Raw genomic sequence first — 17,342 nt, forward strand, 5'->3', positions numbered from 1 at the left:
TGTTTTGTGAAATATTTGTAGATTAGCGGCTTTAATAATGGATATGAAAAATAGAACTCTACCTCTTTTGTTTGCGGTTTTTTCTGCTTTCCCAACTGTATTGTTTGGACAAGATAATGAAAAACTGATTAAAGATTATATTTCTCAAAATAAAATAAGAGAATATAAGAAGTCCGATCTTAATAATATCATAGTAGATAATGTAGATCCTTCAAAATCACTGAATGGTAACGTTGTGAAATTTTTACAAACGTTTAATGGCTTGCCAGTATACAATTCTGTAGGTACAGCTCTTATTAAAGATAACAAGATTGTTTATTATACAGATAATTTTGTGAAAAACTACACCAGCTCAACTTCTGGTACAGCTGTAATCAGTAAGTCTACAGCCTTACAAAAGATTGCTGAGGAACTGAAAAATTCTGATATTGCCAACTTTACTATTCTTGAATATCTTCAGAAAACTAAAGAGAGAGCTACTTCAGCCAACCAAAGATTAGTCTATACAAGCGATGAAAGTGGAAATCTTCGCCTTGCCTATGAATACACTTTGGAAGAGCCAAAATCTCCAAATTATTGGAATATCTTGGTGGATGCCAACAATGGAAATATTTTGTTAAAGAATAATCTTACCGTATCATGTAATTTCCATCCTGATGCATACTCATATTCTGCGGATAGTGATCATAACCATGCTGATCATTTTCAAAATACACTTATAGGACCTCAGAATCTTTTCGTAGAGAAAAATTCTACATTACTTTCTCCTGATAATGCAACATATAGGGTATTTCCTTTACCAATTGAGTCAGCAACTTTCGGTTCCAGATCTCTTGTTACTAACCCTTGGCTTTTAAATGCTTCTCCTGAAGGGTGGCATTCTGATGCAGTAAACCATTATACTGTTACCAGAGGAAATAATGTATTTGCTTACGAAGATGTTGCAGGTACGGCTTTAACTCCTCCTGCTTATAACACTGGTACTCCTGCGGATGGAGGAGCAACGAGAAGTTTCGACTTTCCGTTTACCATTAACGATACTCCTGCTAATAATAGAAATGCAGCCATTACAAACTTATTTTACATGAACAATAAAGTTCATGATATATTCTATCAGTTTGGTTTTACTGAAACTGCCAGAAATTTTCAGCAAAATAATTTTGGAAAGGGAGGAGTAGATGATGATTCCGTATTTGCAGAGGCACAAGATGGAAGCGGATTAAATAATGCAAACTTTTCATCTCCAGAGGATGGTTTTAATCCTAGAATGCAGATGTACCTTTGGTCTCCTGTAGGTCGTGTATTCTATTATAATGCGCCCACGGCTGCTGTTTCACGTACACCGGGAGCAGGAGTAGCCCTTTTTGGAGGCCCTCTGCCTGTAAACGGAATAACTGGAGATGTTAAACTATCGTCTGTTTTAAATGGTTGTACAGCCTTACCGGCAAATTCTCTTACAGAAAAAATAGGTTTGGTTGAAAGAGGATCATGTGATTTTACTATAAAAGTAAAAAATCTTCAGGATGCCGGTGCAATAGCAGCTATCGTATATAATAGTGCTGCCAACGGTGCTACCATAGGTAATATGTCAGGATCTGATCCTACAATAACTATTCCTTCAGTACTTATTAATAATGCAGAAGGAGAATATATTAAAACTCAGCTTGCAGCAAGTACAAATGTTAACGTTACCCTAAAAGCAAACATGACTCCTGATGGAAGCTTTGATAATGGAATTATAACGCACGAGTATGGTCATGGAATTTCAAATAGACTGACGGGAACTGGAGTTGGCTGTTTAAGTGTTAATGCAAGTAAAGAGCAGATGGGAGAAGGATGGTCAGATTTCTTTGCCTTGATGTTAACTAATAAACCTGGTGATAATGCTTCTGTGGCAAGAGGAATGGGAACATACGTTATTGGGCAGGCTACAGACGGAAATGGAATCAGACCAGCAAAATATTCACCGAACTTTGCTGTGAATCCCTTTACTTACGGTAATACTAATGGAATGGAATTTATGAGCAATGGATCACTGGTTACCGATGTACACTCTATAGGTTTTGTTTGGGCAACTATGTTGTGGGACCTTCACTGGAAATATGTTGAAAAATATGGATATTCTTCAGATGTATTGGCAAACACAACCAATGGAAGCACAAGGGTATTGCAACTTGTAACAGATGCCTTGAAGCTTCAGGCATGTAATCCAAGCTTCATTGAAGGACGAGATGCCATATTAGCAGCGGAACTAAATACAACTGCAGGTGTAGATAAATGTATGATCTGGAGCGTCTTTGCAAAAAGAGGATTGGGGATAAATGCTTCAGCAGGAGTTAAAAATAATATCAATGATCAGTTTCAGGACTTTACGCTACCGGCAGAATGTTTATTATCTACCAACGAAGTAAATTCTTCTAAGGATACTAAAATCTCAATTTATCCAAATCCGGCAAAAGATGAGTTCTTCATCAGCTTCCCAAGCAATACTATCGGGAAAGTAAGCGTAGAGCTTTATGATATGTCTGGAAAACTGGTTTCTTCAGAAGATAAAATTTCACCTGATGCTAAAAAAGCAGTTTCTACAACAAACTTAGTAAATGGTACCTACATGGTAAAAATAAAAGGACTTGGTTTCGAAGCAACTTCAAAAGTGCTGGTAAAAAAATAAGTGACTTATATAATCTAACTTTAAAATCGCCACAAGCAAAGCTTGTGGCGATTTTATTGGTCATTGTAGTTTAAAATGATTTAATTTATATGTTGTACCTTTGCAGGCTGTTAAAAAAATTATGAAGAAGAAAAATATACTAAAAGGTGTTTTATTTGTAGGAATCGGGGCTAGTATATATGGTATGCTGGCTACTTTCGTGAAAATGGCTTACCATGATGGGTTTACCACTTCGGAAGTAACCACTTCTCAATTTGTATTAGGTCTCACAGGGCTTTTGATCCTGAATTTTATTCAGACGTTAACTGCAAAGCAAAAACTGTCTTTACCAAGTTCGAAAGAAGTAAGAATGCTGATACTGGCCGGAACTTCACTTGGAGGTACCAGTTTGTTTTATTATATAGCAGTTCAGTATATCAATGTTTCTATTGCTATCGTTTTATTGATGCAGTCTGTGTGGTTTAGCGTTGTTGTAGAGAGTATTATCACAAGAAAGCTGCCCAATGCAAGAAAAGTAATTTCTGTAGTCATCGTATTGCTGGGAACTATTCTGGCAACCAATCTTATTAATATGGAAATTGAACTAGACTGGCATGGCGTTTTCTGGGGACTGATGGCAGCAGGTTCATATACACTGACGATGTTTACATCCAATACGCTCGCCACTCATCTTCCTGTTTTCAGAAAGAGTATTATTATGCTGGTGGGAGGTTCAATCGTGATTTTTGCATTTTTGTTCTTTGCCCAGATAGGACCTATGTATTTTGATGGCTTGAAGGCATTCTATTTAAACTTTACAGAAAATACAGAACATATTCACTCGTTCAATTATTCGATCTTCTGGACGTATGGTGCCGTTCTGGCTTTATTTGGAACCATTATTCCACCGGTCTTATTCAATATAGGTTTCCCGAATGCAGGGTTAGGACTTGGAAGTATTGTGTCATCCCTGGAACTTCCGGTTTCTGTAACGATGGCTTTTGTTTTATTAGGTGAAAAAGTATTCCTGATACAGTGGGTAGGGATTGCCCTTATCCTTTTTGCTATTGTTTTAATGAATCTTCCCTCTAAAAAAAAGAAGGAAACAACAGTGGCAGAATTATCGTAAAAAATCATATTTAAATAAAAATATCAATTAAAAGCCGTTTCTTTTGAAGCGGTTTTTTTAATTTTAAAAATCTAAAATAAAATTTCATGAAATATTTCAGAAATCTCGCCACAGCTTTTACCCTTGCTGCATCTGCGTGTATGTTTTCACAGGTAAAACCTCTGGATGCAATGTTGTCTGATTATCAGTATCCTTACGAAGTTCATTTTCTCAATCTAAAATCTCAGGATAATGATCTGAAAATGGCTTATATGGATGTAAAGCCTCAAAAACCAAACGGAAAAACGATAATGCTTCTCCACGGTAAAAATTTTAATGGAGCATACTGGCAAAAAACCGCTCAGGATTTGTCAGATAAAGGATTCAGGGTGGTTATTCCGGACCAGATTGGCTTTGGAAAATCCTCAAAACCTCATAGCTACCAATTTTCATTTTCTCAACTTGCTGAAAATACCAAAGCTATTTTGGATGAATTAAAAATAGATAAAGCGATTGTTTTGGGACACTCCATGGGAGGAATGGTAGCCACCAGATTTACACTGCTGTTTCCGGAGAAAGTTCAAAAACTGATTCTGGAAAACCCGATTGGGTTGGAAGATTACAGAACTTTTGCAGGATATCAGACTATTGATCAGGCATATCAGTCTGAACTTAAAAATACTGCGGAGACCTATAAAAATTACCAGTTGAAGTTTTATTACGACAATCAATGGAAAGAAGAATATCAGCCGTGGCTGGATCTTATAGCCGGTTGGACGCTTCATAAAGATTACCCGCAAGTAGCATGGGATGCTGCCCTTACTTCCGACATGATCTACAATCAGCCGGTTTGCTATGAATTTAAAAATATAAAAGTCCCTACCTTACTTATCATTGGAACGAGAGACAGAACGGCGATTGGTAAAGACAGAGCGCCGAAAGAGCTTCAACCGAAAATGGGGCAGTATCAGGAATTGGGGAAAAAGACCCAGCGTGAAATTGCCGGTTCAAAACTGGTAGAAATTGAAAATGTAGGACATTTGCCTCATATTGAAGTCTATCCTCAATTTTTCAGTGCGCTTTATGATTTTATTAAATAAAGAGAAGAAAATCTCAATATAACAAAAAAGGTTGTTTCAACAGTGAAACAACCTTTTTATAATATTTAGAATTGCATTTCAGGAATTTCACCTTCAATGATCAGATCTGCTTCTGTGGCTTTGATAATATCTTCAACCGATACGCCCGGAGCTCTTTCAATCAGTTTGAAACCTTGTGGAGTAACATCCAGCACAGCTAATTCTGTAACCACTTTTTTCACACAGTTTACTCCTGTCAGAGGAAGCGTACATTTTTTAAGAATTTTGCTTTCTCCTGCTTTATTTACGTGCATCATTGCAACGATAATGTTTTCAGCAGAAGCAACCAGGTCCATAGCGCCACCCATTCCTTTCACCATTTTTCCGGGAATTTTCCAGTTGGCAATATCTCCGTTTTCTGAAACTTCCATAGCACCCAGAATGGTAAGATCTACTTTCTGACCGCGGATCATTCCGAAACTAAAAGCAGAATCGAAGAACGAACCTCCCTCTAAAATAGTAATGGTTTGTTTTCCTGCATTAATGATATCAGCATCTTCTTCACCTTCAAAAGGGAAGGGTCCCATCCCCAAAACTCCGTTTTCACTCTGAAATTCTACAGAGATCCCTTCCGGAACATAGTTGGCAACTAAAGTAGGAATTCCTATCCCCAGGTTTACATAATAACGATCTTTCAGTTCTTTTGAAATTCTTTTGGCAATTTGTTCTTTTGTAAGCATAATAAAAACTTAGACTGCAATTTAATTATTTTCAGCAGAATACAAAAGAGCTTTGTTGTGTTCAATAATTAACACTGTTAGTTAAAATAATATATGTAATTTTGCTCCATTATTTTTTACTGGAATGAAAATACTTTTTAGATACCTTAAACCTTATCAGTGGCTGATAGTCATTTCTTTACTGTTGGCTACCGTTAACCAGGTTTTCTCTTTATTTGCGCCGGCTATTACAGGAAATATCCTCGACCAGCTGGTTACCCATCCTAATTTTTTTGATAAAGAAAAACTGCTGCCAAGAAACCTGAATGAATATTTATACGGAAGTTCTGCCTATCATGGTGCTTTTTACTTTTTAGGATTGCTTATCGGAACAGCTATGATAAGTAGAATTGCCAAAGCTTTTCAGGACTATGTGGTGAGTGTCATTACCCAAAAATTTGGAGCAAAAATATTTACAGATGGTTTGAAGCACTCTATGGCGCTGCCTTACCAGGAATTTGAAGACCAGAGAAGTGGTGAAACCCTGTCAATTTTAACAAAAGTAAGAGAAGATACCGTGAAATTCATCAGTAATTTCATTAATATTTTCTTTGGAATTTTGGTGAGTATCATCTTCGTTTCTGTCTATGCGATCCGTTTACACTGGTCAATAATGCCAGTTTATATCTGTGGAATTTTCCTGATTGCCTTTGTTACCAATTTGTTGAGTAAGAGAATAAAAAGCATTCAGAAAAATATTGTAACGGAAACAACCGCTTTGGCAGGAAGTACTACGGAAAGCTTGAGAAATATTGAAATTGTTAAAAGTTTAGGACTAACCAATCAGGAAGTAATCCGTTTAAATAACAATACCTACAAAATTCTGGGTCTTGAGCTTAGAAAAGTGAAGAGTATCCGTTCTTTAAGTTTTATTCAGGGGACAATGGTTAATTTTCTTCAACAGATGATTACCCTTACTTTACTGTACCTGATTTTTAAGAACATTGTGACTCCGGGGCAATACCTTTCACTTATGTTTTATGGGTTTTTTATTTTTGGGCCTATGCAGGAAATAGGGAATATTATTATCTCTTACCGTGAAGCAGAAGCTTCTCTTCAGAATTTTGACCGCCTGATGAATAAAGAAGTGGAGGAAAAACCTCTTCATCCTAAACAGATCGGAGCGATTGAAGAACTGGAGTTCAAACATGTTTCTTTTAAACATCAGTCAGCTCAGTATAAAGCTTTAAATAATATCTCCTTTGATCTCAAAAACGGAGAAACCATTGCTTTCGTAGGGCCAAGCGGTTCCGGGAAAAGTACATTGGTAAAACTGCTTGTTGGTTTGTACAGACCTCAGGAAGGAAATATTTTCTATAATGGAGTGAATGGAAAAGAATTTGACTTTGATGAGCTGAGAAATCAGATTGGTTTTGTAACTCAGGACACTCAGTTATTTGCTGGGACGATCAAAGAAAACCTTCTTTTTGTGAACCCTTCTGCTACCGAACAGGAACTGGCTATTGCTTTACAGAAATCAAGCTGTACAGCTTTACTGGAAAGAGCAGAAAAAGGAATAGAAACTGTTATTGGTGAAGGCGGTCTGAAACTGAGTGGCGGTGAAAAGCAAAGAATTGCTATTGCCAGAGCACTTTTAAGAAAACCTCATCTATTGATTTTTGATGAAGCTACTTCTGCGCTGGACAGTATTACCGAAGAGGAAATTACCACTACAATCAAAAATATTTCGAAAGAAAGAGAGCAGATTACAGTACTTATTGCTCACCGTTTAAGTACCATTATGCATGCAGACAAAATTTATGTTCTGGAACGTGGACAAGTAGTAGAAACAGGCTCTCATGCTAACCTGATTGCTGAGAAAGGGCTTTATTACGCGATGTGGAGACAACAGATCGGAGAAAGAAAAACACTTACCATCCAAGAATAAAAAAAGCGCTGAATGTATTTTCAGCGCTTCTTATTTTATAGAGAAATTTTATTCTTTACTTCTTACGGTTCTCTGTTCAATTCTCTTTTCGAATTTTTCTCCCTGGAAAATTCTCTGAATCATGATTCCCGGTATATGAATCTCGTTGGGATCCAATTGTCCAGGTTCTACCAATTCTTCCACCTCAGCAATGGTAATTTTTGCAGCACCCGCCATCGGATGGTTGAAGTTTCTTGCAGATCCTTTGAAGATAAGGTTTCCGGCGTGGTCTCCTTTCCAGGCTTTTACGATAGAGTAGTCTGCATCGTAAGCATGTTCAAGGATATGAGGTTTTCCTTTGAATTCTTTTACTTCTTTACCTTCCGCTACTTCAGTTCCATAGCCTGCAGGAGTATAAAAGGCTGGAATTCCTGCTTGGGCTGCTCTGCATTTTTCTGCTAAAGTACCCTGTGGAGTAAGCTCTACATCCAGTTCACCTGAAAGCATCTGTCTTTCAAATTCTGCGTTTTCTCCTACATAAGAAGAGATCATCTTCTTGATTTGTCTTTTGTGAAGCAATAATCCCAATCCGAAATCATCTACACCAGCATTGTTTGAAATACAGGTAAGATCTTTTACATCGCTTTCTACCAATGCGTTAATCGAGTTCTCAGGAATCCCACAAAGTCCAAACCCACCCAACATCAGCGTCATTCCATCTTGTATACCTTCGATGGCTTCCTTTGCATTTTTTACTCTTTTATCTATCATGAAATATTAGATTTTTCTGTTGGCTAAATTTAATAAATTTTCTCATATATCCGACATTTAGGCTATATCTTAACTTTTCTGTATTTTTGACAAATTAAAATCTTAAACACCAATGAGACAAAAAGAGAATTTTAATAAGGCTGCTGACATTTTTTATGTCATTTGCAGAATATTCATAGGCCTATTTTTCTTTATTACCGGCTTTAACAAATTATTTGACCCTATCTTTCATGGCTATATGCTCAAAACAATAAGCAGCCTGGGATTTTCTTCACCTCAGCTTATGGCCAATTTTGTTGCTTTCAACGAAATGATATGGGGCTTATTCCTTCTCATCGGCTTATTCACGAGATTCAGTGCACTTTCACTTATTGTGATTATGCTGGTAGCACTTTTTTCAAAAGATATTCATTCTATTCCTACAGAACTTATTCCTATAGATCCTAAAACACCTTCAAGAGTAATGGACCGATGCACCTGGCTTACTTATTTCTTTTTTCTTCCTCAGGTGCTCTATATTATGCTGTTGGGCTTATTTTCCCTGTATGGCTATAAAGCTTTTGGAGTTGATCGATTTATTGGAAAAAAGAAAAACCACTTTAGATAAAAAAACAAATACCCTGAAATTTTACATCACAATATATAAACTCAATAAAAAAACATGAAAAAATTATTTACGTCCGCATTACTGGCTTTAGTGATCAGTATCAACGTATATTCACAAGAGAAGACTTATTTCGACGAGAACTGGGAAAAAACAACCCAGGATAAAATGGAATATTACCGTGAAACCTCACCTAAGGGCAAACTTACACTCATCAAAGATTTTTATAAAGACGGAGTTCTTCAAATGGAAGGTCTGGCTTCTGATACAACTCCCAACAACGAAGTTTTTGACGGAAAAGTAGTATGGTATACACCTGAGGGAAAAGTAATGAGCTTTGCCACTTATTCTAAAGGAAAGCAGGCAGGGCCTTCTCAAACATATGATACGAAAGGCAGGCTCGTAGAAGATGTTGTCTATAAATCAGATGGAACTTTCTCTGGAAAATCTTTTATCTACAAAGATCCTGAAAGTGAATATTTTTATAACAGTGTCAGTGATTATGAGAATTCCGTAGCTGTAAAATCCACTGTGTATGATGACGATATCAAAGGTATCCGACATGAAACTCTTACCAATAAAGCAGGGCAGTATGAAACAAAATTTTATGGAGATAAGGGGAAATATTTGGGAAGTGCATCTTCAGGTTCTGGAGAAAGTACGCAGGTAGATTATCATCCAAATCCTATGAGAATTGCCAAGATTGAAAAATATAAAAGTGACGGCAGCATCAAAGAAGGAGTGATTTATTCAAAAAACGGGAAGCTTTTGCAGGAACAGAAAAGAAATAAAAAAGACGGATATAAAACCACTTACGACCAATCAGGAAAAAAGATAGGCCATCTGGTATATCAGTATGATAAAGAGAATGATGTTTACAGACCAACAGAGGGGGAAGATTATCAGTTTGCTTATGGCGACGAGCTAATTTCTACGATAGATGTTTACCAGAATGGAAAAGTTACTGCTAATAAGGTCTTTGATGAAAACGGAAAACTGTCAACCGAAACATTTCTTAAAGATGAGGTAACTCAGGAGGTTAAGTATTATTCTCCGGAAGGCAGTCTGAAGTCAGCTTTGACCTATAAAGAAGGGATGCCTTATAATGGTACTGCCTATGAAGGACTTAGTGAAGATCAGTATAAAGACGGAATTGTAGTGAATACAAAGACGTATACAGAAGAGAGAAAACTGAAGTCCGAAAAAAAGCTTAATGCAAAGCAGAACGGTTATGAAGGAACGGTTTACAACAACAAAGGAGCTGTTGTATACACCTTTACCCAATCTCCTAATGAAGACGGAGATTACTCAAACTTTACAGGCCAAATTGTACAGTATGTAAAAGGTAAAGCAGCCAACAAAGCTACTGTAAAAGGTGGTATTCTTCAATCCGGTAAGGTAAAACTAAAAACCATAAACGGAACCAAAGAATTGGAACGCAGTGGAAAATGGATATTATTGAAAATTTATAATGAAGAAGGAAAGTTGGTTCAGGATTCTAAAGTTCTGGCCAGCACAGGAGACGATTCCTTCTCCAATGCCAATCAGACCATTATTCTGGAAGATGATTTATACAATAGTTTTGACTAAGTATTAAAAAATAAAAACAGGCTGTCGGAAAGGACAGCCTGTTTTTTTATCATTACACTTCGTTTGTTTCTTACTGAATGATTAATTTCAAAGTAAAGAGCTTTCTACCATGTACTTTTACAAAGTAAACGCCTTTCGGAAGATTTTCATTTACCAAAGAGAAACGTTGGTTATTAATATTTTTAGATACATACAGTAGCTCTCCGGAAGCAGAAACCAATTCTATTTTTTCAATCGGATAGTCACTTTTAATGAAAGTTGGCTGCCCCGGTTTTGTAGGATTTGGATATAGAACTACATTTTTCTCCGTACTTTTTGTTTCTTCAACACCCAAAGTAGGAGAGGTAACCTGAAACTGTACCCTGTTGGAAACCTCAGTATAAGAATCATTGGTAAACATCACCATATAATAATTTCCGGGTGTAGCAGGTACCGCAGTCCCCTGAATTGTTTTTGTTCCCTGAGTGACTCCATCAAAATAAGTATAAGAAACAAAATTATCGTCTGGCGTCTGAATATTTTGTGGGTAAATTCCTAACCAGTCTTTAATGATTCCTGGAGAATCCGTCCATGAGGCCGTGATATTTTCTCCCAAAGTATACACTGGCTTGTTGATCCATAAATCCGTAACAATGTCACCTACCTTAAAGAATACCTTTTCTCCAATTCCGTTATAGCCGTCTTCCAGCAAATACTGAGCATAATAATATCCTTTTGGAAGCCCTGTAAAATTAAGGGTTCCCGATGCTGTTGTTACATAGCTCCATTTGATAGAAGCAGTAGTTCCGGGAGTTTGTCCCATTTTATAAATCCCGATCCAGTCTTTCTGTAAACTTGGTGCATTGGTGAAGTTAATCACTACTGTTCCTCCTACAGGATAAGTATCGGCAGTCGTCTGAAGCTGAACTTTAGGTCCTACATAGAAATTTTTCCTGTCTGTAATTTCCGTATAACCACCGTTGGCGAAAAAGCCTGCAAAATACTGACCTTTATTGGCTAAACCGCTATTGAAGGTCACCGTTCCTGCCGTTTGTCCATTGGTATAAATATATCCCTGGGAAGTTGTAGAAGCAGGGGTTTGTCCTTTTTTATAGATACCTACCCAGTCCTGCTGGTTTCCGGGACCATCTGTGAACGTAGCCGTTATTGGCTCGTTTTGAGTATATTCTGTTTTATCTAATGCAAAAGTAGGATTGGATACTACACTTCCCGTGATCTCAAACTGCTTTACATCACTCCATTCACTCCATTCCAGGTTTCTGTCTCTATAACGGGTTTTTACATAATAAACCCCGTTGGGAATAGAATTTGAGGCGAAGGTAACTTTAGTAATGTCAACACCTTCATTGAGGTTCTTTGTTTTATCAGGAGTACCGTTTCCGTCTTTACCGAACCAGTTTTCAAAATCACGGTACACTTCTTTTTCAATCACAGAAAAATTAGACGCTTTACTGATCAGGAACTGGGTTGTATTTAAAAGCTCTCCGTTTGAAGAAGAAAAGGTACTTCCATTTAATGTCAAAGGTAAAGTAGTAGGACCGGAGAAGGTATTGGTAATAGAAGGTTTTGCCGGTTTAGGCTGATTTTTATATCGATGGAAAGAATCTACCAGTACATTGTTTTTTTTGTTATAAACTCCACCAATAGAGTAACACTCAATATCCACTTTCCCCGTCGGAACATCTACCTCCACGATTTGGTACGTCCAGTCTGTTAAGGTTTTTTGTACATCATCAAAATCTTTTTCATTAGACATTCCCCAATATTGGTCCCAGGCAGTCCCCCCTGAAATAATCTGATAATTCGGGGTGTTTTTAAGCTGTCCTCTGTGATAAAGATGATGGTGCGCTCCTACGTGCATCAGATATTTATCGGAGGTTACCAAAAGCGGTACTGCATTTTCTCTAACCCATGTAGAAATATCTCCTACATATTGCTCTGCCTGGTAAGGTCTGTGGCTTAAAGAGATGATCCAGTCTACGGTAGTATCACTATTGGCGGCTGTTAAAACCTGTTGAAGCCATGTCTGTTGTGCAGATCCCGTATGTTCTGAACTTAAACTTATGAATAATACATTGCCAGCCTGCTGAGCATAATAATTTTCATTTCCTGAGCTTATGCCCTTATAACTAATTTCATCAATGTAAAAATGGGCATAGTAAGAATTCATTCCCATCGTTCCATACGTTTCGTGATTTCCTACCGTTGTTTGAATAGGCAGGTAAGGGGATAATTTAATATTCTTTTTAAAATGAACATTCTCATAGTGATCCAAAGTACCAACATCCACCTGATCTCCCACCATAAAAGTAAGAGCAATATTATCTGATGGATCGGAGGTGGCGCCAAACTTTTGTTTCAGCTTTTTAAAAGCATTCAAAGTAAGACTGTCATATCTGGGCTCTGCCTTTATTTGGTTATCCCCCATGATCAGGAAACGGATCTTTCCATTGGCTGTTACGGGCTGGCCCGGTAGAGGCAACGTTCTGAAGTTATAAACAGCAGATTCATTGGCTCCCGTTTTTATTTTGTAATAATATTTTGTATTAGGTTGTAAATTAGTGACTTTAGCTGTGTGGTAATAGTAGTTGTTATTATATCCCGTATCTGAAAAGATATTGGTGGTACCCGTTACCGTTACGTTGAGGTTGGTTGGAGAATCTCCATAAATTACCGTTGTTTCGTTATCGGAAGACGTTTTCCAGTTGACAATCATAGAGTTCGGGGTTGGGTTTTGTAGATAAGGAAACAAAACCTGCCCAAAAGCCATCTGGACCGCGAAACAAAAAAAGAAGAAATAATGTTTCATAATAGTTTATATTTTAAGTAGTGTGTAGAGGTGTAGTATGTAAATCAGTGATTTGAAAAAAAATCATTCAGATTTACATTTCGGGCAAAAGTATGTTACCCATATAAACTCTATCTGATGGAATCTTAAATAAACCATTAAATTTTTAACAGAATGGAAATTGAAAAATTATAGTTTTTAACACATTAATTGTTTGGTGTATTCAAAAAGTATTTTGTACATTTGCAACCTGTTATTCAACCTCTGACGAAAAACGTGTAAGTTGCTTAGCTTTAACATTTTATTTTATTAATAATGGATTTATTAAAGTACGTACAAGAGAAGTACATTGCTAAAAAAGAATTCCCTGAATTCAAAGCGGGTGATACAATTACTGTGTATTACGAAATTAAAGAAGGACAAAAGACTAGAACTCAGTTCTTCAAAGGAACAGTTATCCAATTGAGAGGTACTGGATCTACAAAAACTTTCACAATCAGAAAAATGAGTGGTGATGTAGGTGTAGAAAGAGTATTCCCTATCAACATGCCTGCACTTCAGAAAATCGAGGTTGACAGAAGAGGTAGAGTTAGAAGAGCTAGAATTTACTACTTCAGAGACCTTAGAGGTAAAAAAGCAAGAATCAAAGACGCTGCTTACAAGAAGAAATAATTCAGACAACAATAAATACAAAAAGAGGCTGTTTACAATACGTAGACAGCTTCTTTTTTTATACATAAACTTATATTATCTATCCAGAATCCAGATATAATTGTAATAATATAGCATCAGCTATCCTATTTTTTACCATCAAAGAAACACAAACCTCTGTGTAAATCTGCGCCATCCGTGGTCAAAATAAAATAAACACCTTCATATAAATCACATAAAACAAATACCAAAGGAATGTTTTATCAAACACAAGCATCTGTGCAAATCCGTGCCATCTGTGGTTAAAAAATAACAACATCCAATAACAACACACTCCTAAAACATCACTCATTTTTCATAAGATACTGTAAAGGTGTCGACCCTGTATGCTTCTTGAAAAACTCTATAAACGCACTATCCGAGGAAAACTCCAAAAGATGAGACACTTCTCCTATTGAATTTCCGTCCACTAAAAGCTCTATTGATCTCTGAAGCCGCCACTGCTGCCTCCATTCCTGATAAGAAAGCCCTGTCTCTCTCTTGAAAATGCGGGTAATGGTTTTTTCAACCCCTCCGATTTCTTCTGCAAGTTTTTTTAACATAGGAGGCATCGAAATGCGTTTCGTCCAGTTTTCTGCTGATCTTTTCAAACGCTTATCTTTTGGCATCATAAGTGAAAGATTTTCTTCAGGGGCAGCATTGATCTCATCCCAAAGAACATTGATAATATGCTCCTGATCTTTACAGAAAGAATTCCAATCCCAGAAACATATTCTTTCAATAACTTCTTTTAAGAGTGGATTTACGTTCAAAACCTTAAGCCCTGAATGTACATATTTTCCAGAAATACTTTCATCAAAATAAATAGACCTATAAGCAACAATATTCCTGAAATTCACTCTATGAACTTCACAAGCCGGGATCCACAGCATTCTGAATGGAGGTAGTACAAATTGCCTGTCAGAAGTAGTCACTGTCATACATCCTGATGGTGCGTAAAGGAGCTGTGCTTTCGTGGTGTGATGATGAAATCCGGAGTCGTGCATGATCATATCAGAAGCAATTCCTACTACTTTTTCTTTCATTGAATCTGCGTCGAATTCTTCGTTCTGCTTCAATATAGCCATGTCTTATTTTTGATGTTTTTTGTTTTTATATCATTATAAATATACATCAGAAATTTCAAAACTTTGCAGAAAAAAATGAAAAAGACAAATCCTATCTGGTTACTGACGCTGCTCGTGATGCTTCCCCAGTTTGTAGAAACTATTTACAGTCCTGTCTTGCCGATGGTACAGGAGCGATTTGGAGTGAATGAAGAATCTACTACACTTACAATCAGTTTATATTTTATTGCATTTGCTCTCGGTGTAGCATTTTGGGGTGTACAGTGTGACAGAATCGGAAGGAAGAAGGCGCTGGAATATGGATTAATCACGTATGGAATAGGAACTCTAGCCGCCGTTTTTGCTCCATATTTTATGATTCTTCTTAGTGCTAGAATTATTTCTGCATTTGGAATTTCGGTGGGTTCTATCGTAACGCAGACCATTTTAAGAGATACTTATGATAAGGATAATATCAGCAAAGTGTTTTCCTGGATCGGGATTGGTTTATCCATCAGTCCGGTGGTAGGGATGCTTACTGGCTCGATATTGGGCTCTTCTTTAGGGCATCAAGGTGTTTTTATAACACTTTGTTTTTTGGGAATATTCTTTTTGATCCTTTCTAAACAAAAAATTTCAGAAACCCATCATTGGAGAAAACCCATTAATATTAGCGTTTTGACGGATCTGCTAGGACGAATGCTTCGTGATCATGCGATTATTAAATGCTGTTTGCTGATTATGAGTTTTAATGTTCTATTGTTCTCCTATTACTCATTGGCTCCGTTTATTTTTAAACAACATCATTACTCTTCTTATGTCTTCGGATACAGCAGTATTGTACTGGCTGGCGGAACTTTCGCAGGAGCAAAACTTAACAGATACTTGCTGTTGAGAAATACTGATCCCGATATTTTAATAAAAATAGGAGTATTAGGAGCTTTTATTTCCTCTTTTTTTGTGTGGATATTATTGCGTTACGGAATAGCCTTTCTGATTCCTTACTTTTTTATTGTAACAGCATTCAGTATTACGATTCCGAATATTTTAAGCACTGCATTAATCAGATATAAAGAGGAGACAGGAAGTGCCGGGGCTTTGTTCGGACTAATGTATTATATATTGATAGGAGCCGGATTGATAAGTATAGGATATATACAGAATTTAGGAATTTCCTGCCTTATTTTTTCGGGAATTGGAATAGGAGCTTTATGCATGATGAATCCAGGGGAAAAAAAATCAACCACTTAAAAATCATGCTTTTTCGATAAAATAAACTTTTTAAATAATGCATAAAAATAAACAGCTGCCTCGCAAATGAGACAGCTGTTTACTATACCTATTTTATCTGAATTTCACCTTGTGAAATTATTTTCCATCCTGAGCTCCAAAGACTTTCTGAAGAATACTTGTGGTTCTCATAGCAGGAGTATTTCTTATTCCGCTTTCTTTATCAGCAACCATCTTGAAGACCCCATTGATGGTCTCTGTTGTAACATACTCATTAAGATCAGTTGTTACAGATTGTCCCGTGAAGGTGTTGTATTTTGAGATCAGATTCTTCCATACCGTGTCGGCACCTACTTTTCCAAGAGAAGCTTTTACTTTAGGTTGAAAAGCGGTGAACAGTTGACTTTGCGTTTTGCCCTGTAAATAGGAAGTAGCGGCATTGTCACTGCCTAATAATATATTTTTGGCATCAGTAATGGTCATGGAAGTGATAGCTTTGGTGAAAATAGGAGCGGCTTCTGTTACAGCATCTTCAGCGGCTCTGTTGAGAAGTTTTACACCTTCATCAGCAAGGCTTCCCATTCCGATAGAACGTAGCGTAGTATCTATTTTCCTTAATTTTTCCGGCATGAGAATCTTTACCGCCTCATTTTTTAGAAAGCCATCCGTAACAGCCAGTTTCTTTACTCCATCTATAACACCAATATTTAGCGCTTCCTTTAATCCTGATGAAATTTGGGAAGACGTAAGATTGCCTAAATTGGCAGATGAAATATTAGAAGATGTAGTAGGTGAAGGAGTTGTCGTAGTTCCTTTTGTTTTTACCGGGGTATTCAGATCTACACCTGTTTTGTTTTTAACAGTAGACTTTATCATGTCTAATAACTGTGCCTGTGTAGAAATGGAGAACAACAGTCCGGTAGCCAAAAAAATGCTTTTTCTCATCGTATTTTTTTTTGCAAATTTAAAACTAAATTTTTTAATCGGCATATCCTTAGCAAAAAGCAAACCACAAAATTAATTCCCTGGAAAAGCGATTCCAGATTGATCATATTTTGTATATCTCAGTTTTAATAATCCAATATGAGTTATAGGTTTTAGAAAATAATTATCTTAGCT

13 protein-coding genes are annotated in these 17,342 nt (G+C 36.8%); 8 read left to right on the top strand and 5 right to left on the bottom strand.

What is annotated here, in order from left to right:
- The first annotated feature begins 43 nt into the window (after positions 1 to 43).
- The 3 genes from ACQ76T_RS01530 (at position 44) to ACQ76T_RS01540 (ending at position 4,858) form a co-directional block, all read left to right on the top strand.
- Entirely contained in the window at positions 44 to 2,671 is a 2,628-nt protein-coding gene (locus tag ACQ76T_RS01530) for a T9SS-dependent M36 family metallopeptidase (protein WP_431341591.1), read from the top strand.
- A gap of 121 nt (positions 2,672 to 2,792) precedes the next feature.
- Complete coding sequence (locus ACQ76T_RS01535) at positions 2,793 to 3,779, top strand: EamA family transporter (protein ID WP_431341592.1); 987 nt, start codon at positions 2,793 to 2,795, stop codon at positions 3,777 to 3,779.
- A gap of 86 nt (positions 3,780 to 3,865) precedes the next feature.
- A complete protein-coding gene (locus tag ACQ76T_RS01540; protein ID WP_431341593.1) occupies positions 3,866 to 4,858 on the top strand; it encodes an alpha/beta fold hydrolase in 993 nt (330 codons plus the stop codon).
- A 65-nt stretch (positions 4,859 to 4,923) separates the two neighbouring features.
- Here ACQ76T_RS01540 and ACQ76T_RS01545 read toward each other — a convergent pair whose 3' ends face one another.
- Positions 4,924 to 5,577, bottom strand: a complete 654-nt coding sequence (locus tag ACQ76T_RS01545; RefSeq protein ID WP_431341594.1) for a CoA transferase subunit B — start codon at positions 5,575 to 5,577, stop codon at positions 4,924 to 4,926.
- 124 nt (positions 5,578 to 5,701) lie between these two features.
- Between ACQ76T_RS01545 and ACQ76T_RS01550 the strand changes: the two genes are divergently transcribed.
- Entirely contained in the window at positions 5,702 to 7,504 is a 1,803-nt protein-coding gene (locus ACQ76T_RS01550; RefSeq protein WP_431341595.1) for an ABC transporter ATP-binding protein, read from the top strand.
- 48 nt (positions 7,505 to 7,552) lie between these two features.
- Here the strand turns inward: ACQ76T_RS01550 and ACQ76T_RS01555 are convergent, their stop codons facing one another.
- Positions 7,553 to 8,254: a CoA transferase subunit A gene (locus ACQ76T_RS01555; RefSeq protein ID WP_422691505.1), complete on the bottom strand. Its 702-nt coding sequence runs from the start codon at positions 8,252 to 8,254 to the stop codon at positions 7,553 to 7,555.
- A gap of 112 nt (positions 8,255 to 8,366) precedes the next feature.
- Between ACQ76T_RS01555 and ACQ76T_RS01560 the strand changes: the two genes are divergently transcribed.
- Complete coding sequence (locus tag ACQ76T_RS01560; RefSeq protein WP_431341596.1) at positions 8,367 to 8,861, top strand: DoxX family protein; 495 nt, start codon at positions 8,367 to 8,369, stop codon at positions 8,859 to 8,861.
- A gap of 54 nt (positions 8,862 to 8,915) precedes the next feature.
- Complete coding sequence (locus ACQ76T_RS01565) at positions 8,916 to 10,448, top strand: membrane-binding protein (RefSeq protein ID WP_431341597.1); 1,533 nt, start codon at positions 8,916 to 8,918, stop codon at positions 10,446 to 10,448.
- Positions 10,449 to 10,518: 70 nt separating this feature from the next.
- Here ACQ76T_RS01565 and ACQ76T_RS01570 read toward each other — a convergent pair whose 3' ends face one another.
- On the bottom strand, positions 10,519 to 13,257 hold the full coding sequence (locus tag ACQ76T_RS01570) for a fibronectin type III domain-containing protein (protein ID WP_431341598.1): 2,739 nt from the start codon (positions 13,255 to 13,257) through the stop codon (positions 10,519 to 10,521).
- Positions 13,258 to 13,551: 294 nt separating this feature from the next.
- On the opposite strand from ACQ76T_RS01570, the gene rplS reads away from it, so the two are divergent.
- Positions 13,552 to 13,908, top strand: a complete 357-nt coding sequence (gene rplS / locus ACQ76T_RS01575; protein ID WP_065393784.1) for a 50S ribosomal protein L19 — start codon at positions 13,552 to 13,554, stop codon at positions 13,906 to 13,908.
- Positions 13,909 to 14,231: 323 nt separating this feature from the next.
- On the opposite strand, the gene ACQ76T_RS01580 is transcribed toward rplS, so the two are convergent.
- Positions 14,232 to 15,014: an AraC family transcriptional regulator gene (locus ACQ76T_RS01580; RefSeq protein WP_431341599.1), complete on the bottom strand. Its 783-nt coding sequence runs from the start codon at positions 15,012 to 15,014 to the stop codon at positions 14,232 to 14,234.
- A gap of 75 nt (positions 15,015 to 15,089) precedes the next feature.
- Here ACQ76T_RS01580 and ACQ76T_RS01585 point away from each other — a divergent pair, with 75 nt between their 5' ends.
- The gene (locus ACQ76T_RS01585; RefSeq protein WP_431341600.1) at positions 15,090 to 16,244 is read left to right on the top strand and encodes an MFS transporter; all 1,155 of its coding nucleotides are present in this window, start codon (positions 15,090 to 15,092) and stop codon (positions 16,242 to 16,244) included.
- A 117-nt stretch (positions 16,245 to 16,361) separates the two neighbouring features.
- On the opposite strand, the gene ACQ76T_RS01590 is transcribed toward ACQ76T_RS01585, so the two are convergent.
- Positions 16,362 to 17,168, bottom strand: a complete 807-nt coding sequence (locus ACQ76T_RS01590) for a DUF4197 domain-containing protein (RefSeq protein ID WP_431341601.1) — start codon at positions 17,166 to 17,168, stop codon at positions 16,362 to 16,364.
- Positions 17,169 to 17,342 lie beyond the last annotated feature (174 nt).

The sequence above is a fragment of the Chryseobacterium sp. JK1 genome (assembly GCF_050632815.1).
Lineage (GTDB): Bacteria > Bacteroidota > Bacteroidia > Flavobacteriales > Weeksellaceae > Chryseobacterium.

Excerpts from the sequence above, each read along its gene's own strand:
- ACQ76T_RS01590 (WP_431341601.1), bottom strand. The coding sequence starts at position 17,168 with ATGAGAAAAAGCATTTTTTTGGCTACCGGACTGTTGTTCTCCATTTCT.
- ACQ76T_RS01530 (WP_431341591.1), top strand. The coding sequence starts at position 44 with ATGAAAAATAGAACTCTACCTCTTTTGTTTGCGGTTTTTTCTGCTTTC.
- ACQ76T_RS01565 (WP_431341597.1), top strand. The coding sequence starts at position 8,916 with ATGAAAAAATTATTTACGTCCGCATTACTGGCTTTAGTGATCAGTATC.
- ACQ76T_RS01580 (WP_431341599.1), bottom strand. The coding sequence starts at position 15,014 with ATGGCTATATTGAAGCAGAACGAAGAATTCGACGCAGATTCAATGAAA.
- ACQ76T_RS01570 (WP_431341598.1), bottom strand. The coding sequence starts at position 13,257 with ATGAAACATTATTTCTTCTTTTTTTGTTTCGCGGTCCAGATGGCTTTT.
- ACQ76T_RS01560 (WP_431341596.1), top strand. The coding sequence starts at position 8,367 with ATGAGACAAAAAGAGAATTTTAATAAGGCTGCTGACATTTTTTATGTC.
- ACQ76T_RS01540 (WP_431341593.1), top strand. The coding sequence starts at position 3,866 with ATGAAATATTTCAGAAATCTCGCCACAGCTTTTACCCTTGCTGCATCT.
- rplS (WP_065393784.1), top strand. The coding sequence starts at position 13,552 with ATGGATTTATTAAAGTACGTACAAGAGAAGTACATTGCTAAAAAAGAA.
- ACQ76T_RS01555 (WP_422691505.1), bottom strand. The coding sequence starts at position 8,254 with ATGATAGATAAAAGAGTAAAAAATGCAAAGGAAGCCATCGAAGGTATA.
- ACQ76T_RS01535 (WP_431341592.1), top strand. The coding sequence starts at position 2,793 with ATGAAGAAGAAAAATATACTAAAAGGTGTTTTATTTGTAGGAATCGGG.
- ACQ76T_RS01585 (WP_431341600.1), top strand. The coding sequence starts at position 15,090 with ATGAAAAAGACAAATCCTATCTGGTTACTGACGCTGCTCGTGATGCTT.
- ACQ76T_RS01545 (WP_431341594.1), bottom strand. The coding sequence starts at position 5,577 with ATGCTTACAAAAGAACAAATTGCCAAAAGAATTTCAAAAGAACTGAAA.
- ACQ76T_RS01550 (WP_431341595.1), top strand. The coding sequence starts at position 5,702 with ATGAAAATACTTTTTAGATACCTTAAACCTTATCAGTGGCTGATAGTC.